20 protein-coding genes and 3 pseudogenes are annotated in these 19,346 nt (G+C 43.5%); 19 read left to right on the plus strand and 4 right to left on the minus strand.

The window, feature by feature from the left end; genetic code table 11:
• From JCM19055_RS02725 to JCM19055_RS31120, 10 genes are all read left to right on the plus strand, one after another.
• A complete protein-coding gene (locus JCM19055_RS02725; protein WP_042358414.1) occupies positions 1-960 on the plus strand; it encodes an alpha/beta fold hydrolase in 960 nt (319 codons plus the stop codon).
• A 459-nt stretch (positions 961-1,419) separates the two neighbouring features.
• Positions 1,420-1,818: a sensor histidine kinase gene (locus tag JCM19055_RS22435; protein ID WP_052365819.1), complete on the plus strand. Its 399-nt coding sequence runs from the start codon at positions 1,420-1,422 to the stop codon at positions 1,816-1,818.
• The gene (locus tag JCM19055_RS22440; protein WP_265181697.1) at positions 1,803-2,225 is read left to right on the plus strand and encodes a sensor histidine kinase; all 423 of its coding nucleotides are present in this window, start codon (positions 1,803-1,805) and stop codon (positions 2,223-2,225) included. Before JCM19055_RS22435 ends, JCM19055_RS22440 begins: the two co-directional genes overlap by 16 nt.
• On the plus strand, positions 2,222-2,830 hold the full coding sequence (locus tag JCM19055_RS02735) for a DNA-binding response regulator (RefSeq protein ID WP_042358416.1): 609 nt from the start codon (positions 2,222-2,224) through the stop codon (positions 2,828-2,830). Before JCM19055_RS22440 ends, JCM19055_RS02735 begins: the two co-directional genes overlap by 4 nt.
• Before the next feature lies 1 nt (position 2,831).
• Positions 2,832-3,440, plus strand: a complete 609-nt coding sequence (locus tag JCM19055_RS02740) for a DUF998 domain-containing protein (protein ID WP_042358418.1) — start codon at positions 2,832-2,834, stop codon at positions 3,438-3,440.
• Complete coding sequence (locus JCM19055_RS02745) at positions 3,440-4,087, plus strand: hypothetical protein (protein WP_042358419.1); 648 nt, start codon at positions 3,440-3,442, stop codon at positions 4,085-4,087. Before JCM19055_RS02740 ends, JCM19055_RS02745 begins: the two co-directional genes overlap by 1 nt.
• 74 nt (positions 4,088-4,161) lie before the next feature.
• Positions 4,162-4,860, plus strand: a complete 699-nt coding sequence (locus JCM19055_RS02750) for an L-2-amino-thiazoline-4-carboxylic acid hydrolase (protein WP_042358420.1) — start codon at positions 4,162-4,164, stop codon at positions 4,858-4,860.
• Positions 4,861-4,964: 104 nt separating this feature from the next.
• Complete coding sequence (locus JCM19055_RS02755) at positions 4,965-5,279, plus strand: hypothetical protein (RefSeq protein WP_042358421.1); 315 nt, start codon at positions 4,965-4,967, stop codon at positions 5,277-5,279.
• Positions 5,280-5,505: 226 nt separating this feature from the next.
• Positions 5,506-5,856, plus strand: coding sequence for a cytochrome c biogenesis CcdA family protein (locus JCM19055_RS31115; protein ID WP_370542962.1), 351 nt, complete (start codon positions 5,506-5,508; stop codon positions 5,854-5,856).
• Entirely contained in the window at positions 5,756-6,091 is a 336-nt protein-coding gene (locus tag JCM19055_RS31120; RefSeq protein ID WP_370542972.1) for a cytochrome c biogenesis CcdA family protein, read from the plus strand. Before JCM19055_RS31115 ends, JCM19055_RS31120 begins: the two co-directional genes overlap by 101 nt.
• Positions 6,092-6,633: 542 nt before the next feature.
• Here the strand turns inward: JCM19055_RS31120 and JCM19055_RS22445 are convergent.
• From JCM19055_RS22445 to JCM19055_RS22455, 3 genes are read right to left on the minus strand one after another with little or no spacing between them, the layout of a single operon-like run.
• The gene (locus JCM19055_RS22445; protein ID WP_152549712.1) at positions 6,634-7,119 is read right to left on the minus strand and encodes a hypothetical protein; all 486 of its coding nucleotides are present in this window, start codon (positions 7,117-7,119) and stop codon (positions 6,634-6,636) included.
• 5 nt (positions 7,120-7,124) lie between these two features.
• The gene (locus JCM19055_RS22450) at positions 7,125-7,373 is read right to left on the minus strand and encodes a hypothetical protein (protein ID WP_152549713.1); all 249 of its coding nucleotides are present in this window, start codon (positions 7,371-7,373) and stop codon (positions 7,125-7,127) included.
• Positions 7,357-8,022, minus strand: a complete 666-nt coding sequence (locus JCM19055_RS22455; RefSeq protein WP_052365823.1) for a GntR family transcriptional regulator — start codon at positions 8,020-8,022, stop codon at positions 7,357-7,359. The genes JCM19055_RS22450 and JCM19055_RS22455 overlap by 17 nt, the downstream gene beginning before the upstream one ends.
• A gap of 127 nt (positions 8,023-8,149) precedes the next feature.
• Between JCM19055_RS22455 and JCM19055_RS02770 the strand changes: the two are divergent.
• The 8 genes and pseudogenes from JCM19055_RS02770 (at position 8,150) to JCM19055_RS02795 (ending at position 16,209) form a co-directional block, all read left to right on the plus strand.
• A pseudogene (locus tag JCM19055_RS02770) lies at positions 8,150-9,014 on the plus strand (DMT family transporter).
• A gap of 187 nt (positions 9,015-9,201) precedes the next feature.
• Complete coding sequence (locus JCM19055_RS02775; protein ID WP_042358422.1) at positions 9,202-9,942, plus strand: TAXI family TRAP transporter solute-binding subunit; 741 nt, start codon at positions 9,202-9,204, stop codon at positions 9,940-9,942.
• 31 nt (positions 9,943-9,973) lie between these two features.
• The gene (locus JCM19055_RS02780; RefSeq protein WP_193745272.1) at positions 9,974-10,360 is read left to right on the plus strand and encodes a TAXI family TRAP transporter solute-binding subunit; all 387 of its coding nucleotides are present in this window, start codon (positions 9,974-9,976) and stop codon (positions 10,358-10,360) included.
• Positions 10,361-10,387: 27 nt separating this feature from the next.
• On the plus strand, positions 10,388-10,618 hold the full coding sequence (locus tag JCM19055_RS22460) for a hypothetical protein (protein WP_052365824.1): 231 nt from the start codon (positions 10,388-10,390) through the stop codon (positions 10,616-10,618).
• 125 nt (positions 10,619-10,743) lie between these two features.
• Positions 10,744-12,296, plus strand: a pseudogene (locus tag JCM19055_RS22465) (TRAP transporter permease).
• 11 nt (positions 12,297-12,307) lie between these two features.
• Positions 12,308-14,419 carry an acetate--CoA ligase family protein gene (locus JCM19055_RS02790; RefSeq protein ID WP_042358425.1) on the plus strand — a complete coding sequence of 704 codons (2,112 nt, stop codon included), beginning with the start codon at positions 12,308-12,310 and terminating at the stop codon, positions 14,417-14,419.
• Between the two features lie 18 nt (positions 14,420-14,437).
• Positions 14,438-14,743 (plus strand): hypothetical protein, encoded by a 306-nt coding sequence (locus JCM19055_RS22470; protein ID WP_052365826.1) that lies wholly within the window; start codon positions 14,438-14,440, stop codon positions 14,741-14,743.
• Positions 14,740-16,209 (plus strand): acyl-CoA dehydrogenase family protein, encoded by a 1,470-nt coding sequence (locus JCM19055_RS02795; RefSeq protein WP_193745273.1) that lies wholly within the window; start codon positions 14,740-14,742, stop codon positions 16,207-16,209. Before JCM19055_RS22470 ends, JCM19055_RS02795 begins: the two co-directional genes overlap by 4 nt.
• 34 nt (positions 16,210-16,243) lie before the next feature.
• Here the strand turns inward: JCM19055_RS02795 and JCM19055_RS02800 are convergent, their stop codons facing one another.
• Positions 16,244-18,094 carry a M14 family zinc carboxypeptidase gene (locus JCM19055_RS02800; protein ID WP_052365828.1) on the minus strand — a complete coding sequence of 617 codons (1,851 nt, stop codon included), beginning with the start codon at positions 18,092-18,094 and terminating at the stop codon, positions 16,244-16,246.
• A gap of 208 nt (positions 18,095-18,302) precedes the next feature.
• On the opposite strand from JCM19055_RS02800, the pseudogene JCM19055_RS02805 reads away from it, so the two are divergent.
• Positions 18,303-19,338, plus strand: a pseudogene (locus JCM19055_RS02805) (S66 peptidase family protein).
• Positions 19,339-19,346 lie beyond the last annotated feature (8 nt).

Here is a 19,346-nt window from a genome sequence, read left to right on the forward strand (position 1 = left end):
ATGTTAGGGATTAGTCTTGTATTCGTTATACTAATTGGTGTCGGTCTACTTTGGTTGTACAATCAACAACATTTCAAAGCAATTGAAAAAAGAAATTCTCCTAAAGGTCAATTTGTGGGAGTGAATGGTTTAGAGTTGCACTACATTAGTGAAGGAGACGGGGAGCCGCTTGTTTTGCTACATGGTGGGGTCATTTCAAGTATCGATTTTCAAGAGGTACTGCCTCTTTTGGCTCAGAATGGTTACCGATGTATTGCATTTGATCGACCGGGATATGGACATAGCGATCGTCCAAAGGGGAGAACGACTCCTGATCACCAAGCAAAAATAATCCATGAAGCTATAAAACAGCTTGGGATACATACACCAGTTACACTAGTAGGTCATTCATGGAGTGGGGCATTAGTACTTTCATATGCGCAACAATTCCCAGATGATGTGAAAGGAATTGTTACGCTTGGAGCGGCTATGTACAAAGAAGGATACCCTGCTGAGAATGGTGATCTGCTTTCAAAGATTGTAACCACTCGAAAGATCGGTTCGCTAATTATGAATACATTGTTAGCAACGCCGCTTGCAAAGAAGATGGGCAAAGTAACCGTAGTTGAAACATTTAAGCCAGAGCATGCATCAGTTGGTTATGAACAGACTCTTCTAGACTTATGGGGGAGACCAAAGCAGTTCAAAGCTAATCGAGAAGATGTTCTACTATTTCCAGAATGTGCGCTTCACAACAGCAAATCCTATTCTGAGATTCATACCCCGATCCTTGCTGTTGTTGGAGAGCTTGACCCTTTTAATACGCTAGCTATGGCAAAGCGGTTGGTTGAGGAAACGCCAAATTCAGAATTATCCATATTGAAAGGTGTTGGCCATATGATTCCTCAGAATCATCCTGAAAAAGTCGTGAATGCTGTTCAGCAAGTTAACAGCGGAGAGAATCAAGCAGACCATGCTTAGCATAAGGCAATAAACCTAGGCGACGATTGCCACGCCTAGGTTTCTTTGTGATGACACGTGTCACATTGAAGAGGTGACAAACGTGAATAGGTTTCTTCTAGAGACTTCGCTACAATGGTAAGAGACTAGTCAAAGGGGCTTAAGGTGATGAGCTTTTCATTCTATCCGGATTATGCAAAGCGTTTTCTCGTCTTGGAACTCGTGAGCATTGTGTTTTTCTTTTTTTAACGTTTTGACGTATGACAATGACGTTTCGTTGGTTTTGCGGATTGCTGTTGTTCTTGCAATCTTGGCACTTTATTTAGGTACGCTTTGGTATTTTGATGTGCGATATATCTTGTTTAGTGCGCTTGCTTTTATCCTTTTTATTTATTTTAGTGTTGCACTGCATTATTACTTGTTGTTATTCATGATATTTTTTTACAGATTTTCATAAAAAAAGTGCCAATTGTACCGACTTTGCTTGTTCAACAAGTACTTCTAGTTATCACACATATCATTGTCTATTTGATCGCCGTCCCTTCCGCAGATGGTTCGTATTTTACGACGGTGCTCTTTCCGGTGCTGCTCATTCAATTGTTAATTCCTTACGTATCACGTTCGGTCATTCGGGCAAAAGAATTGCGAGAGGAATTGGAAGACACGAAGTCTCAGTTGGATGTGTATGTGCAAGAAGAAGAGCGAAACCGGATTGCGCGAGAACTGCATGACACGTTGGGACATACGCTCACGATGATGAAAGTGAAAAGTGAACTCGCACTGCATTATATCGACCGCGAGCCAGCGCGTGCGAAAATCGAAATGAATGACGTGCTGCAGACGACGCGTTTGCTTCCAAACAAGTGCGTGAGGTCGTGACAACCCTTCGTTATACATCGATTACAGAAGAAATGGCGCATGCAAAACAACTGTTTGCGACAAATGATACGGAATTTACAGTTGAAGGAATTGAAGAGATTCCATCACTTCGTGAAGTTATTGAAACGATGGTTGCTCAGTCACTTCGAGAAGCATTAGTAAATGCGTATAAGCATAGTTACGCAAAGCGAATATGCGTGTCCTTTCACTATGATGAGGAGCAGTTGATCGCCCGTGTAACTGACAATGGCATAGGATTTGAAGAACATATGACAGATCATGGAAATGGCTTGCATTCCATTCGGGAGCGAATGAAATTGGCAAAAGGAAAGGCAAGTATTCACTCATCACCGAAAGGAACAATTGTGATGTTAACCATGTTCGTAGGAAAAGAGGAACAACGATGATTCGACTATTACTCGCTGAAGATCAAGTTCTCCTTCGCGACGCTCTCCAATCTTTACTTCAAGTATCGGAAGAGATTGAAGTTGTTGCCGCGACCGGTGATGGAAGTGAAGCACTACACCTTGCGACCACTGAGAAGGTGGACGTGGCGTTACTCGACATTGAAATGCCTGGTCTTACCGGCATTCAAGTAGCGGAAAAGTTAAAAGAAAGCGATACGTACTCAGGCAAAGTTGTGCTATTAACAACATTCTCTAGACCTGGATATATTGAAAAAGCCATGGTGGCAAAAGTGGATGGGTACTTGTTAAAAGACGAACCGATCGCCACCTTAATTGACGCAATTAAGACGATTGATTCTGGTAAACAAGTCGTTTCAACGGACTTACAACCGTTGCTCTTCTCCTTAGAGACTAATCCGTTAAATGAACGTGAAATCATGCTTTTACATGCGGTAAAAGAAGGCTTATCAACTGAGGAGATTGCTCAAGCCAAGCACTTATCCGAAGGAACCGTTAGAAATTACTTGTCATCTGCTCTACAGAAGTTGCATGTTACCCATCGTCATGAGGCGGTCCGCGTAGCGGAAGAGAAAGGATGGATGTAATGTGAGCCGATTGTATTGGATTGGAATTACTGCATGGATCCTCTCCATAGTTCCGCTTTTGTATGAACCGATCGCCATCGCCGCCTCACCCGTGCCGTATAATCCTATGCTTCAACCGATGAGTGATCTTGGTGTGACCGTCTGTAAGGAAAATGCGTATCCGCTAGTTCATTCATTAATGATTTGCTCGCCTCATCATGTCATCGTTAACGCTTTGTTCACGTTATCGGGTGTCGCTTACGTTGTCGGAGCACTTGCATTGCGACGTTTTGTGTCCGAACGTCTTCCATTTGTCTTACTGATGCTGTTTGCCATCGGTGCAATCATTTCTGGATTGGTTCCAGCAGACGTAAATTTTGTGGCACATACGATCCCGGCGCTTACGATGTTCTTTGTGCCAATTGTGATCGGCTTTTATGCAAAGCGGGTACGCGTTGCTAAAGTGTGGAACTGGTCGATTTTTTGGATGATGATCTTAATCTTTGTAGGAATGATGCTGACCGTGTTTTTCCCGATTGGTGGTCTCTTGCAACGAAGTTTTTATGCGCTAGTTGCGGTATGGGGAGTTGGATTTAAGGTATTCCTTCGTAGAAAGCAAGGAAATCAATGATGAGTTCATTTCTATTAAATTACCAGTGGGAAGCGTTTATTGGTGCAGAAATTCTGAGTTGGATTTCGTTATTGGCATTTGGTCTTTTGCGATATTTCTTTCAACGGAAAGCCATGAGCCTTTTGTTTTTGGTCTTATTTGTAGCGATGACAGTATTTCAGGCATTACTTGCATGGGTTGTGTACCGCGAGACAGGTGAAATATCGACGTTTACGATTATTATTACGGTCTTTGTTCTGTATGCTTGTACGTTTGGAATAAATGATTTTCGCAAACTGGATCGCTGGATGCGTATGAAGATTGGCAATTTCCGTGGGCAGGATCTATTAACAGAACATGATCATGAAGCGATGAGAAAACAGAGCAACCCCCGTTACGTTGCGCTAAAAGATATAACGATCACGACTTTGCACGTCCTTATCTTCATAGGTGTACAACTGTACTTTTGGTCACAAGGTCCAATTCCTGTGGCAGAATGGGGCGAGGCGCTCGGGAACTTTAGTGAATGGTTTTCATCTGGTGACTATGAAGACTCGCCTTATGCGAATGAAACAGCTCTTGCCATTTCTTCCGTTTGGATGATCGTTGTCGTCATTGATGTGATTTATTCTGCGAGTCATCTATTTTCGATCGGTTCCAAAAAATAATCTGAATTGAATTCCCTCTAATTTGATCTGTTTTGTTATACTTGGATTAGAAAATGTTGACTAGGAGGGCTCGCATGAGTGAACAAACCCCGTTAGCGCACCACTCGATGTATCGCATTACCGCTCGTCTTGTGACTTATTTACATGAATCCGTGACAGAGTCCTTTGGAGACGAAGCAAAAACACTCATTCTAAAAGGAACCGAGTCTTTCGGATTGGCACGAGCGAAAAGCATTGCAGAACGTGCTCGTCATGAAGGAGAAGAACATATTCTTTTTGACTATGTATCAGAAAGCGAGCAGCCAACAACGGAGAAGTTGGATGACCAAGTCATTTATCCTTGGATGGCTACATGGTTCGCTCAAATTGCGAAACAAGTCGTCGATCAATTCGGAGAACAAGGTAAGGACGCGATTCGAGAAGGCGTTCGACGCTTCGGACTTCAACGAGGCGGAAACATTGCGAACCGTGCTGCACACATGGGTTATGACAATACGATTGAACATTATCTATCGAATTATGATATGGGACGTAGCGATTTGTTTGAATTCGATACGACCATTCATGCTGAGAACATTGATCAAACGTTTACGAAATGCCCATTCGGACAACAGTGGGCAGACGAAAATATGCATGAGTATGGCATTTTATATTGTGAGATGATTGATCCGTCCATTGCAAAAGGATACAACAAAGACTTCGAAGTTGATCATCCCAAATTCATTCTAAAAGAAGGCGTATGCCAATTTGATTTTAAATTGAAAAAGAGCTGAGAATGTTCAGCTCTTTTTTTTCGTAGGTTAGACTGAATCTGTTATACTGTGTGGCAATACAATTGTAAAGGGAACAATGTCATTATCATCGAGGAGATGATCGGGTGAACATTGCAAGTGTCGTATCTGTTGGACTTCTGCTATTGCCATGGATCTTCCTAACCGCTGCGATCCTTTATGCTACTTTGAAGAAACCGTGGCGACGGGAACGTGTGCTGTATGCCGGGCTTGGTTTTCTAACGAGCGTGTTAATAATTACGATTGTTCCGATTCAGGTGGTGAGTGGGGCAAGTGGCCACGCGGTATGGATGGAATCTGCTGTGATCACTTCGATCATAAATCTGTTTCTAATGGTACCTATTAGTATTGTGTTTACGTTAATTGGTTTGTTTATCTATTTTAGGAAACTGGACAATTAAAGTCGACTTTTTCTATTAAAGAGAACGCCTATTAAGAAGTTGCAATGCTGATGATGTGACTGCTTTGTCAGTAAAACTTACATGCACTGTGTATATGGCTAGGGTTGTTAGCTCCATACTAGTAGTATTAGCCTGTTAAAGTTCATAAAGTTTTTAGTATTACGACATTTATTGGCTTCCGTTTAAAAGTAAGCTAGTAGTAACAAAAGAGGATGGAGGGAAGTCAATGGAGAGTGTCACGTTAGGTTTAGCTGGACTAGCATTTGTTGCTGGAATGGTTTCGTTTTTCTCGCCGTGTATTTTTCCTTTAGTACCAGCATACTTAGCTCAATTAACTGGGAGTAACATTTCTGGATCATCGGTACAAACGCAAAAGCGGATCATTCTCTCGAGAAGTTTTGGGTTCATTCTCGGCTTTACCGTCATTTTTTTTATTGATGGGTGTTGCATCGACCTTTATCGGACAAGCATTTCGAATGTATTCTGGGTTGTTGGAACAACTTGGAGGGATCTTGATTGTTCTGTTTGGGCTCCAAATGTCTGGGCTCATTTCAATTCGAGCGTTGTTGATGGATAAGCGTATTGGGAAGCCGCGACGCTCCACGAGTTTTCTCGGATCGTTCGGTTTTGGGCTCGTCTTTGCTTCAGGGTGGACACCGTGTGTTGGGGTGGTTCTAGGTTCTGTTCTTGCGCTTGCCTCAAGTCAATCATCGGGTGATATGTTTGCTGGTGTCGGCATGTTATTACTTTATTCTTTAGGTCTTGGTATCCCTTTTTTTACTCGTGGCTTTGCTATTCTCGAATTCCCTTAATCGATTAAGTACGATAAACCGCTACCTGCCAACGTTACAAAAGGCAAGTGGGGTTTTGTTAATCGTGCTCGGTGTTCTATTAATTAGTGGCTACTTTCAAATATTATCAACATGGTTAGCTAGTTTTACAAACGGTTGGATGTAGTTGCATTTTGTATAGAAAGAAGTTGCTCATCTGAGCAACCTCATAGTGTCGAAAAAGTGTTGTTCTTATATATATGAAGTAGAGGCTTAATGAACTTGTAGATTTCAAAGTATTAAAGTTATACATTTTACTTTTGCTTTTGTTGTCGTATAAAAGTGGCTGTCGTGGCGAAGACGCCTGCGGCGGCCTGCAAAGCAGGTTGGTTCGACACCATTGCTATAAGCAATGACTGTTGAACTTCCTGTATTCGTTAGCCAAAGATCATCGTGCGAAGCACGATAGCTGAGGCAACGCCCGCGGCAAGCGTAGCCACAGAAGCCGCTTACTCATGTTCGAGTACACTTTTGGTACGTTTAAGTTTCTCAACAGCCTGGGATTGCTCAGATGAGCAACCTTTTTACCGTACCCAAGCTTCTTTCAACAACTGGATTCCGTTTTGAATGTCTTCGATCGTTAGTCCAGAAAATCCAAGTTGCAACGTTGCTGGCGGAGCGTCGCTTACGTATGCGGGTGAGGTTGGGTATACTTTGACACCCGCTGCATTCGCTTCTTCAATGAGTTGCGCTTCTCCCTTATCTAACAAGACATCAATTAAAACTCTCGGTCCTGCAAGGTGACCATGAATGTGAATCGTGTCACCAAATGTGTGTTCAAGTTCATTCAGAAGGACTGTTTTTTTCTTCGTATACATTGTGCGCATTTTATTTAAATGAATCGTCCATTCACGTCGTTCCATAAAGTCAGCGAGAGCGAGTTGCTGACTTGCAGGCACCGTTTGTTTGTAGAGTAAGGTTAGCTTCTGCATGTGTGGGAGCAGTGATTTGGGAAGAAACATATAGCTTAAACGCAAGGATGGCAGGAAAGACCTTGAGAAGGTTCCCATATAGATCACATTGTCGCGCTTCGCGAGTGCGTGCAGTGACGGTAAGGTTCGGTCGTGTAATGAAACTCACTGTCATAATCATCTTCAATAATGTATGCGTCAACATCTTCAGCAGACTGTAGTAGCTCTACTCGTTTCTGAAGCGTCATCCGAGATCCAAGTGGATAGTGGTGGGAAGGCGTAACATAGATAAGGTCGGGTTTTGTTGAATGAATGTCGCCCACCTGTATCCCTTTATTATGATCGACCCGCAACGGTACAACTACTTTTTTTTAGTAGTGTGAAAATCTCTCGAGATCTCGGATAGCCAGGATCTTCAAAGCCAACGCGCTGACATTCTTCAAGCACGTAGCAAAGTAATGTCAATAAATAGGACGTTGTCGAGCCAACATACACATGATCTGCTGACGTGTTCACCCCTCTCGTTTGATAGACGTAATCGGCAATCAATGAACGTAATGCATACTCGCCAAATTCATCTTTTGGTTTACACAGACGATCTAAATGAAAATCATAACTTGTGGAAAGGCTTTTCTTCCATGAATGTAACGGGAAATCATCTGAACTCACATGTCCATAATGAAAGTCAATGACGGTTGAAGCTGGATGTTTAGGAGATCGGACACCCTGACTTCCTTTATAGTGTAGACGATTGACTGCATCGTAATCGACATACATTCCACTTCGTGGTCGACTTCGAATATAGCCCTCAGCAAGCAGTTGTTCGTAACATCGTTCGACGGTCGTTTGACTGATGTGTAATTTGTTTGATAATGATCGTTTTGAAGGGAGCTTCATTCCTTTACGTAAAGCCCCGTCATGCATGTTGTTTTTGAAATAGTCAATCAGTTGTTGGTATAAGGGGATCGTCGATTCTCGATCTAGAAATGGCGTGACATCCATATCGTGCTTGCTCCTCTCAAACTGACGTGCAAAAAAAAGTAATCAAGTGACCTTTTTCGTTCTGTTTCATCCAGTATACACTTGGTTTGCGTATTGATCACGGTCGTGTTGAACAGGAGGATGTCACATGAACTCAAGTGCGAAAGGGTGGATCTACGGGTTTGTAGGGATCATCATCTTTAGTGGCTCACTCCCAGCCACTCGTGTTGCAGTTATGGAACTTGACCCGTTGTTTTTAACAGCGATTCGAGCGGTTATTGCTAGTCTGTTAGCGGTGGCTGCGTTACTGCTGTTTCGTTCAAAACTCCCTCGTCGTACGGATCTCGCTTCACTCATCATTGTAGCAGGTGGAGTCGTCATTGGATTTCCACTTCTTACAGCGCTTGCTCTTGAACACAACACCGCAGGGCAATCGATTGTGTTTTTAGGGTTATTGCCTTTATGTACGTCGATCTTTGCTGTTATTCGTGGAGGAGAGCGTCCGAATGCACTATTTTGGATATTCTCTATAATCGGTAGTGGTATTGTTTCCGGGTACGCGCTGTTCTCAAATGGTGATCTGTCGATGCACGGCAATGGATACATGTTGCTCGCCATTATCGTCTGTGGGTTAGGGTATGCCGAAGGAGCGATTCTGTCTAAGCGATTAGGGAATTGGCAAGTCATCTCTTGGGCGTTGTTGATCAGCTTTCCTATTATGCTCGTCATTACGCTCCTCTTATTCCCAAGCTCAATGATGGAACTGCAAGTAGAAACGTACGTTAGTCTTTTCTACGTTTCGTTTTTTTAGTATGTATATTGGGTTTGTCTTCTGGTACCAAGGTCTAGCGATCGGAGGCATCGCTTCAGTCGGCCAAATTCAATTGTTGCAACCGTTTTTCGGCTTGGTTATTGCAGCAGTATTATTACAAGAAACGATTGGATTGCTTCTTGTGATCGTCAATGTCGCTGTCGTCCTTTGCGTCGTTTTAGCGAAAAAGTATGCGAAGTGAATGTTATGAACGTATTACTAAATGTAGCATAATGAACAAACGATATGGAAAACCACAGAAGTGTAGCGATCAAACGCTACACTTTTTTATTTAATTGTCAGATTTTATTGACAAAATAAAGTTTTGTATATAAAATTCATGTAAGCGATTTCAAAATAGTTTAATTACGGGGAGAAGGGTGTTGTAGATGTCCAAGTCGTACCTTTATTTGACGGGGCTCGTTGGTCTTGTGTTACTAACTAGTTGTGATAATCCGAGGGCAAGTCCTGAAACGTTGACCGTAGGTGCTGCAGGAGAACAAATTCCTGAAACGATGGTTTGGAGTGTGTATGACATTAACTCAGGGGGATATGCGGAAGCGGCGGCTGTTGCCAATGAGATGACAGAGGAATATGGCACGCAAATCCGTATGTTGCCTTCTTCAAGTGGTGTCGGAAGGATGATGCCATTATACAACCGAGATGCATTACTCGGAAAGATCGGCGATGAAGTAAAATTCTCGTTCGAAGCAACAGAAGAGTTCTTTTATTTAGGATGGGGACCACAACCGATGAGAACGATATGGGCACCAATTTCACCGTTTGGTTTTGCCGTACGTGAGAACTCACCAATTCAATCGATTGAAGAAGTAGAAGGGCTTCGCGTACCGATGATTCCCGGAAACAATTCAGTGAATATTAAGACGGAAGCGATCCTAGGTTTTGGGGGCTTGTCTCGAGAAGACGTTGAAATTGTTGATATTAACTCATACGGTGGACAAGGTGAAGCACTCATTCAAGGGGAAATTGACGTTGCATCGATCAATCCATTAGCTGGTGGAATGTTTGAGGCTGATAGTTTAGGAGGCATTCGTTGGTTGCAAATGCCAAGTGACGATGAAGAGCGCTGGGCACAGTCAGCCGAAGTAGCTGATTGGTTTTTTTCCTAGAGAATTAGATAACGGTGCTGGTATGGACGGGATGAATGAAGTCTTGGGTCACGGTTACGTCTTTGCCACATATGAAGAAGCTTCGACTGAAGCAATCTATACGTTTACGAAGGCATTGATCGAGCAATACGAAAACTATGAAAATGCGACCTCCAACATGTGGACGTATCATCCGGATGAAGTCATTATGAATCCAGCTGATACAGGGGTACCATTCCATGAAGGATCCATTCAATATTTCGAAGAAGCAGGTCTTTGGAGTGAAGAATATGAAGAAGCGAACAACAATCTATTAGAACGAGAAGAACAATTAAATGAGATTTGGGAAGACGCAAAGCAAGTAGCAGAAGCCGAGAACCTAACAACCGAAGAGCATGAACAACTATGGCTTGAAATGAAAGCAGTACTTGATGAGTAAGCACGGCATAGGAGAGGGGTGCTTCGGTTGAAGCGACTAACAGGGACATGGGTCTGGGTTGTTATTATCGCAACGGTGATCGGAATTCTTTTAACAATCAATCAAGTGTTTTATTTGCGTTTCTTAGGTTTTGCTCCGCTCGCAAATGAGTATCTCTATTACATCATCGCAATTTTTATGTCGATTTCGTTTTTGATTCTACCAGCCGGAAGAGCGATACGAAGGTTCGATTCTACGATATCACGGCTTTTCTTTTAACCGTCATCTGCGCGCTTTACTTAGGTTTTAATGCGGAGCGGATCATTCTTGAAGGATGGGACTGGGTAGCCCCTGTTCAAGCGACTGCTGCAGCGATTATTCTTTGGATTCTCGTTTTAGAAATATTGCGTCGTGCTGGCGGGAAAATACTCTTTTTTTATCTGTCTAACCATTTCACTGTATCCCCTTGTGCACATACCATTCCGATTTATTTCTTACAAGGTCATAGTTTTGATTTCATTACACTCGCGAACAACCATCTGATGAGCACGAATAGTGTGCTTGGGATCCCGCTCAGTACAATTGGATCACTCGTAATCGGGTTTATGATCTTTGGGGTCATCTTAACGCATACAGGTGGGGGAGAGTTTTTCTTTAAGTTGGCACAATCGATTTTCGGTCGCTCCCGAGGCGGAGAGGCGAAAGTGTCGGTCGCAGGTAGCGCGTTTTTCGGGATGCTTAGTGGTAGTGCAATCTCGAATACGGTAACGACCGGTCAATTAACGATCCCTGCGATGAAAAAAGCAGGCTATGAGCCGGAATACGCGGCTGCCATTGAAGCGACCTCTTCAACGGGTGGGACGATTACGCCCCCAATTATGGTTCAGCAGTATTTATTATGGCGTCATTTATCGGTGTTGCGTACCTTGAAATCGCACTTGCGGCGATTATCCCAGCCATTTTGTTTTTCCTTGCTGTCTTTTTACAAGTGGATGCGTATGCGGCAAAGCGTGATTTAAAAGGCATTCACAAGTCGAAATTACCGAAGCTATTCGCGACATTGACGAATGGTTGGATGTATTTACTTAGCATTTTGGCACTAATCCTTGTGTTGATCTTCATTCGTTCTGAAGCACAAGCGCCATTTTATGCAAGCGCTTTAGTGCTCGTACTCTCGTTTTTCTCAACTCAAGCAAAGTTAACGTGGCAATCGTTTAAAACGATGATCTTTGACATTGGCAAAGTACTCGGGGAAATCGTCTCATTAATTGCAGGGATTGGCCTCATTGTCGGTGCGTTTTCTGCAACAGGCGTGTCGTTTTCATTCTCTCGAGAACTCGTGCAAATGGCAGGCGACAACTTATTGTTGCTCCTTATTGCAGGAGCTGTGACGAGCTTTATTTTAGGGATGGGTATGACTGTTTCTGCAAGTTATATCTTCTTAGCGATCGTGTTAGCGCCAGCGCTCGCACAAGTGGGTGTGAATGTGATTGCTGCACATTTGTTCGTTCTTTACTGGGCAACAGCATCGTACATTACACCACCTGTCGCGCTCGCATCGTTCGCCGCATCGAGCATTGCCAACTCAAATCCTCTGAGGACGAGTGTTGTATCCACAAAGCTTGGAATCGTTACCTTCTTCATTCCGTTTTTCATCGTCTATCAGCCAGCACTCATCTGGCAAGGGACGTTTACTGAATCAATTGTAAGTATTCTTGCAGCCGTAGTGGGTGTGTTCTTAATCAGCGCTTCACTTAGTGGATACCTCGTCGGAGTTGGACGTGTCAATGTCGTGATGAGGGGTGTACTTTTAGCTGGAGGACTACTCATGTTAATGCCAAGCATTGTTGTGAACCTAACGACGATTGCGGTGATGATCCTTTTATTAATCATTTATAAAGTGATTAAGAAGCAACGATTTAATCAATCTGGAACAGTTGATGTATCAAATTCTTAGGAGGCGATTGAATGTCTAGAACAGAAGCAATTGAGCGTTTACTGCATCCGAAGTCGGTCGCGATCGTCGGGGTATCGAAAGATTTCTCATCAATTAGTGGGAAGCCATTAAAAAACTTGCTTGAGCATCACTATTCTGGTCACATCTATCCGGTGAATCCGAAGTACGATTCGATCGGAGATCTTACGTGTTATGATTCGGTGCTAGATATTCCAGGCGAAGTCGATGTCGCATTACTTGCAGTTTCTGCATCACGAATTCTATCCATCCTAGATGAATGTGAACAAAAAGGAATTCGTTCATTAATTTTGTTCGGATCGGGATTTGCTGAAGTAGGTGAAGAGGGCAAGGCATTGCAAGAAAAGGTCGAGCAAAAGGCGAAACAAGCGAACCTTTCATTACTTGGACCCAATTGCTTAGGGCTACTGAATGTAAAAGACTCCTTGCCGCTTGGTTTTGCAACGTCGTTTGAAACGGAAACGGGCTTTATCTCTGGCAATGTCGGATTTGCATCACAAAGTGGTGCGCTCGGATTCTCGCTGTTTGGCATCGCCCAAGAGCAAGGCATCGGATTCTCGTACATTATTAATACAGGCAATCAAATGGACATCAATACGATCGACATTATGGATTACTTACTTGATGATCATGATACGAAGGTCGTTGCAGGCTACTTGGAGAGCATTCCAGACGGTGAAGCTTTCATTGCCCTTGCTAAGAAAGCAAAAGAGATACAGAAGCCTTTACTCATTATGAAAGCTGGTCGTTCAGAGATTGGGCAAGAAGCGGCGATGTCTCATACAGCCTCAATGACAGGTTCTGATGAGATGTTCCAAACGATTTCCAAACAGTACGGGGTAGTCATTGCAAATGATGTCGATGATTTAGTCGATCTTATGAAAATCTTCTCGCGTACGAAATCGATGCACGGCAATCGAGTCGTGACGATTTCAAATTCTGGAGCGGCAGGCATTACGATGGCAGATTATAGTGAGCAACTTGGACTGGATCTCGTTCGCTTAGAACCAAAAACATTAGAGCAAATCTCTTCAATTATTCCGAGCTACGGGTCAGCAGTTAATCCGATTGATGTGACCGCGCAAGCGTTAAAAGAACAACACATTATCGCGGATACTCTGGATGTGTTAGCGAACGCAAGCGAAGTGGATGCCATCGTCGTACAGACGACATTCGGGGGCGAACTCGGTAAAAAGGTGTGCGAGCGAATTGTAGAGATTGACCAGCAAACAGAAAAGCCAATCGTCGTAACTGTCACCGGTTCTGAAGAGCTTACAGGAGCAGGCCGGAAGGCGCTTGAAGATGCTAATGTACCTGTGTACGTTACGTCATACAAAACAATGTATGCTGTTGAGAAACTGTCAACGTTTACGACGACGACACTCGAAGACATTGACGTTCAATCTTCCTTAAAAGTTAGCCCGAGCGAAGCCATTTGGACAGAAGTTGTAGCAAAGCAAGCGGTGAAAGAGCTAGGCATTGACGTCCCTAGAGGAGTACTCGTAACGGGGGATGAACAATTAGTGAAGGTGTCCGAAGAACTGGCGTATCCAGTCGTCGCAAAAGTCATTTCGGATGATATTTTGCACAAGTCGGACGTTGGTGGTGTTGAACTAGGAATTGAGAACAGTACGCAACTTCGTGAAAGCTATGATCGTATTGTTCAAAGTGTTGCGAAGCACCATCCATCCGCTTCTATTGATGGCATTCTCGTAGAAGAGATGATGCAAGAGAAGTCGGTCGAGATGTTTATCGGCATTCAACACGATGTTGATTTTGGACCATTTATCGTCTGTGGTCTTGGTGGGATTTACATTGAAGTGTTCAAAGATTATGCAATGCGACATGCGCCTGTCTCAAAACGTAGTGCTTATCAGATGATTGATGAGTTACAGTCCGCTGCGATCTTAAAAGGTGTACGTGGTCACCAAGGGTATGACGTCAATGCGTTAGCCGATGCCATTGTTAAGCTCTCACAATTTGCAGCTGCGAATCAAGATCGTATTCAAGAGATGGATCTTAATCCAGTCTTCGTTCGTGAACAAGGCTTGCAAGCGTTAGATGCGATTATCGTTTGGAGAGAGGTCGATCGTGTCCATTCATAATAAGGAGGTACGTGTACGATGAACCCGTCTACTCAATTACCTGATACATTGGGAATTAATTATTATGAAGCAGATCAGAACTTGTCATTTTTGTTACGTCAGTATGTTGATACATCGTCTTTTGAACAACTTGAGCCTCTCTTACAACAATTAGGTCGGGTTGCAAGTGAAGAGATTGATCCGTTGGCATCCGTCGCTGACAAACATCCACCTGTTCTTCAAACGTACAATCGAAGAGGAGAGCGTGTCAATGAAGTGAGCTACCACCCCGCGTACCGTGAATTGGAGCGGATCGCTATAGCCAATTTGGGATGTCAGCGATGACCCATCGAGCAGGTGTGATGGGTCGAGACAGACCGTTTAAGAAAATTGAGAAGTATGCCCTCTGGTCATTGTTTGCTCAAGGAGAGTTTGGCCTGTGTTGTCCAATGAGTATGACCGATGCAGCGGCGACGGTGCTTACTAACTATGCAAGTAAAGAAATGAAAGAGAAGTACGTTCCTAGGCTTACGAGTACGTCGATGGATGACTTGTTCACTGCTGGTCAGTTCATGACCGAAAAGCATGGAGGTTCAGACGTAGGCGAGAATACGGTAAGTGCGAAGCTGAACGGAGATCACTATGAAATCTATGGAGACAAGTGGTTTTGTTCAAACGTTTCAGGCGATGTTGCGCTCGTGTTAGCACGACCAGAGGGTGCTCAAGAAGGTTCAAAAGGGTTAGCGATGTTCCTCGTGCCTAAATATTTGGAAGACGGCACTCATAATCACTACACAATTCTAAGATTAAAAGATAAATTAGGCACGAAAGACATGGCGAGTGGTGAAATAAACTTCCACGGAGCGATCGGTTACGTCGTCGGGAGTATCGATAACGGCTTCAAACAGATGATGTCGATGGTGAACGCATCACGATTGTCCAATGCGGTTAGGTCTACGGGCATCATGAGAAGAAGTTTCCTTGAAGCAATCGAAACCGCCAAAGAGCGAGAAGCGTTTGGAGGCAAGCTCATCGACTTACCGATGATGCAAGAGAACCTCGTGGAAATGCAACTAGATGTGGAAGCAGCACAAGCGATGATCTTGTACACCGCTCATCAATTCGATGAAAACGACCAAAACGTCAAAGGTGCAAAAGAGATGATGCGCATTCTCACCCCAATTCTAAAAGGGTACATTTGTAAGCGAGCCCGCTACGTGAGCGCTGAGGCGATGGAAGTTCGAGGTGGGAATGGCTATATTGAAGAATGGGTCAATCCACGACTCGTTCGCGATGCTCATTTAGGATCAATTTGGGAAGGAACGACGAATATCGTCGCTTTAGATGTAATCCGAGCGATGCGTAAAGAACAAGCGGGTGAGGTTCTTTTATCAAAGCTTTGTGAAACGTTAACGACTCTTAGAGAGGGTAGTGAGTTATTCAACATGGCGAAGAGTGTTGTTGAAGCACAAATTACACATGTTGAATCGGTCATGCAAGATGTCGTGGAATCAACAGACAGAGAAGTCAATGCATTTGCTCGTCATTTTCTCGAGTTGTTGTACCACACGACTGTTCTCGTTCGCTTCCTAGAAGAAGCAGCTGTTGAAGTAAAAGAAAGCAAATCATACCGGAAACTTTACGTGTTCTTCCAGTATTATCGACGGTATCTTTCTCGTGAGCCACGATCAGTTCAAGATGCACGCAGTACGGCAGCGGTGAGTAAGCAGATGCTTTTATGGCAGACGATTCATTTTGAAGATGTTGAGGAATATGGTCAATACGTGTTAAAGCAAGCGGTTACGATATAAAAACGAGGAGAGGTACTCCTCGTTTTTTTATGGATTAAGATGTTTTACGTGCTCTTCTGTAGAACAGGGCGGTAATACCGGCGAGTACAGCACCAATGGAACTGATGAGTACAACGAGACTAATCGATGAAGCTTCTTCAGGTTGATTGCTCGTTTCGTCTGAAATCGGGCTTGCATCTAGACGATCGTTATCCATATAGCGATAGACTGGGACTTCATCACCTAGATTAACTGGGATGAAATTATACGTAACGTAGCTGTCTTCAGATTCTGGTTCCAACGCTAGCGCGATGACAGTTGCTGCGGTTTGATACATTTCAAAGACGAGGCTACCAGCCGGAAAGATTCGCGTGGTCGTTTCTATTTCAGTTTCAACATGATTCGTAATGTGACCTTCTTGTACTTGTTCTCCGATCGTTTGCTCGATGACCTCATACCGCTCAACAGCTAATTCAACTTGTTCATTAAGTGCTTTTACTTCAACGCCATGTATGCGTAATTTATCAGCGATATGCTGGTGAGAAGGTGGCAAAAGGTATGCTCTAGGACGGACTCTTTCTAGTGTCGGTACAGCCTCTGTGGCACTCAAATAAGTCGTCGGCACTTCTACCACATCACCCGTTTCAATGTCTAATATTTCTAATGGACGCTCGAGTTCAGTCGCCTCACTGCGAATGACAATTGTATCAGAAGGGTCAACAGTTTTTCCGTTTTCAACCAATTGCTCACGTGCGTTGTGTATCATGGAAGATATATCGTCAGAATGCTCTGCAGTCGTTTGCAAGAAGCTTTCTATGGTCAAGTAATGAGAATGAACACGTCTTGCGAAGCTTTCACGACCAAAGCGATCGCCACGTCCTTCTAATAAAAACGTGAAGCTCGGAAGTAAAGCGGCTATCTCTTTTTCGAAACGAGGTGACCCATTTCCCTCGGAGACAGTGATGGTTTCTGTATCAGGGTCGTAATCTTCTGGAAAGGATACGTACGTATCGGTTGAATAACCAGCATCTTCTAATTGGTCAAACGCATTTTGAATGAAAAGGTCATCAGCAGTTTGCCGAATCTCTTCAGGTACATTTAAGTTGTAGCCTTTAGCGAGTAAGATGTCGTGGTACGGACCGCCACCTTCGTTGCCAAATTCTTTAAATGCATCCCAATTGCGATGACCATATTCATGGGATGTTAAGACAACTTCTGGCTTGAAGCGTTGCAACGTTTTGTTCATTGCTTTTGTTTCAGGGAGGTCTAATTTCATATGATCGCGGTTAATCCAAGGCCCTCTTGCACTTCCAAATTGGAAGTAATGCGAACCGTCAGGATTGACACGAGGAATAATGATGACGTTGATCTTAGCTAACAATTCGTCACCGATCTCTTCTAGAGCAAGCTTTTGCGCGGCAACTAAGGCAGCCTCGCCAGCACCGGGCTCACTACCGTGGACTTGGGCTTCCAGCCATACAGTAGGTTTATTCTTCGTTTCATCAATCGCCTTTCCATCTTCGGTGAAAATAAGTAAAGGAATCTCTCGGTTTTCTTGTGAATAACCGATATTCTCTAATTGGAGGCGATCACTTTCTGCATCTAGTTCATGTAGAAAGCTCATCATTTCTTCAGTAGTCGTAAAGTTTTCTTTCCCAGGTGCAAAACCAGGTGTAGTGAATGCAACGTCGGGGTCGGGGTAGAGCGATTTAATATGGTCAGGTTGCTCCATGCTTTGTCCGAAGTAAGGCTGATAAGAAAAGGGAATGGTTGCATCAGGCTTTTGACCCGCAGCAGGTGGAGTTTCTGCAGGTAGTAGACTGTTACTTGAACTAGTTGCTTGAACAGGTGTTGTCATGAGAAGTAAACCTCCGATTAAGATTGAATAGTTCTTTAATTTAGACATTTTATCATACCCTTTCTAAATTGTTCAGAGAGATGCACGAAAAAGGATTTCTGGATAATCGTATTGACGTAGTAAGGATTCCATGTTGATTTCGTGCGTTATTGAGGAAAAACTAGAAGTAAAGACTAGTTAATGTAGGTCGTTATTTCATATTTTCATAACGATGTTCTTAAACCGCGCAGTCTAACTAGTGGGAAGGGTGTTTAAGATGCTAAGCAAACCAAAAAAAGCTACTACGTGGAGATAAGGTTGCAACAATTAGTCCGTCTTTTGGGGGAGCAGGTGAACCTGATCTACACTGGCGTTACAAGCAAGGTGTGGAGCGTTTAGAATCGGTGTTTGGTCTAGTAGTGGTTCCGATGCCGAACAGTTTAAAACGTGCAGTCGACTTGTATGATCATCCCGAAGCACGTGCAGCAGATCTGATGTGTGCGTTTAAAGATCCAAGCATAAAAGCAGTGATTGCGAACATCGGTGGTGATGATAGCATTCGTTTACTGCCATATATTGATTTCGAAGTGATCAGGGACAACCCAAAGGTTATCCTTGGTTATTCTGATGTCACGATCTGTCACCTATTTTGTCATAAAGCAGGCCTTTCTTCATTTTACCGTCCTGCTGTTTTAACGGACTTTGCAGAGAACGTGGAAATGTTCCCATATACCGTTGAGATGATCAAGCGGACTTTGTTTTCGAGCGAAGTAATTGGAGAAGTAAAACCTGCCACAGAGTGGACGAGTGAGTATTTGCCGTGGGAAGAGGAAGAGACGAAGCATCAACGTCGTTCGACTCAAGTAAACGATGGAATTGAAGTTCTACAAGGAGATGGAGTCTTCAGTGGTCGCCTCTTTGGTGGGAGCATAGAGGCACTAGAACTTGCGAAAGGAACAATCTTATGGCCGGATGAGGAGTATTGGAATAATCGAATCTTATTCTTTGAAACTTCTGAGGAAAAACCAGAGCCGAGGCTGATTAGAAGTTGGCTAAGGAATTATGCAGCCCAAGGCATTCTTCATAGAATTAACGGGATGATCTTTGGGAAGCCGCAAGATGAAGCGTATTTTGAGGAATACAAAGAAACCATTCGTAGTGTTATGAAAGAACAGCAATTACAGTCACTACCAATCTTGTATAATGCAAACTTCGGTCATACAGAACCTAAGTTTGTCTTGCCTTACGGTGCGTTGGCTGAAATCGATACAAAGAACAAGACGTTCTCAATCTTGGAAAGCGGCGTTCAATAGCGTATATT

It is taken from the genome of Geomicrobium sp. JCM 19055 (assembly GCF_000698185.1).
Lineage (GTDB): Bacteria > Bacillota > Bacilli > Bacillales > Marinococcaceae > Geomicrobium_A > Geomicrobium_A sediminis.

Excerpts from the sequence above, each read along its gene's own strand:
- JCM19055_RS02725 (WP_042358414.1), top strand. The coding sequence starts at position 1 with ATGTTAGGGATTAGTCTTGTATTCGTTATACTAATTGGTGTCGGTCTA.
- JCM19055_RS02735 (WP_042358416.1), top strand. The coding sequence starts at position 2,222 with ATGATTCGACTATTACTCGCTGAAGATCAAGTTCTCCTTCGCGACGCT.
- JCM19055_RS02745 (WP_042358419.1), top strand. The coding sequence starts at position 3,440 with ATGAGTTCATTTCTATTAAATTACCAGTGGGAAGCGTTTATTGGTGCA.
- JCM19055_RS02750 (WP_042358420.1), top strand. The coding sequence starts at position 4,162 with ATGAGTGAACAAACCCCGTTAGCGCACCACTCGATGTATCGCATTACC.
- JCM19055_RS31115 (WP_370542962.1), top strand. The coding sequence starts at position 5,506 with ATGGAGAGTGTCACGTTAGGTTTAGCTGGACTAGCATTTGTTGCTGGA.
- JCM19055_RS31120 (WP_370542972.1), top strand. The coding sequence starts at position 5,756 with ATGTATTCTGGGTTGTTGGAACAACTTGGAGGGATCTTGATTGTTCTG.
- JCM19055_RS22445 (WP_152549712.1), bottom strand. The coding sequence starts at position 7,119 with ATGGGAACCTTCTCAAGGTCTTTCCTGCCATCCTTGCGTTTAAGCTAT.
- JCM19055_RS22455 (WP_052365823.1), bottom strand. The coding sequence starts at position 8,022 with ATGGATGTCACGCCATTTCTAGATCGAGAATCGACGATCCCCTTATAC.
- JCM19055_RS02775 (WP_042358422.1), top strand. The coding sequence starts at position 9,202 with ATGTCCAAGTCGTACCTTTATTTGACGGGGCTCGTTGGTCTTGTGTTA.
- JCM19055_RS02780 (WP_193745272.1), top strand. The coding sequence starts at position 9,974 with ATGAATGAAGTCTTGGGTCACGGTTACGTCTTTGCCACATATGAAGAA.
- JCM19055_RS02790 (WP_042358425.1), top strand. The coding sequence starts at position 12,308 with ATGTCTAGAACAGAAGCAATTGAGCGTTTACTGCATCCGAAGTCGGTC.
- JCM19055_RS22470 (WP_052365826.1), top strand. The coding sequence starts at position 14,438 with ATGAACCCGTCTACTCAATTACCTGATACATTGGGAATTAATTATTAT.
- JCM19055_RS02795 (WP_193745273.1), top strand. The coding sequence starts at position 14,740 with ATGACCCATCGAGCAGGTGTGATGGGTCGAGACAGACCGTTTAAGAAA.
- JCM19055_RS02800 (WP_052365828.1), bottom strand. The coding sequence starts at position 18,094 with ATGTCTAAATTAAAGAACTATTCAATCTTAATCGGAGGTTTACTTCTC.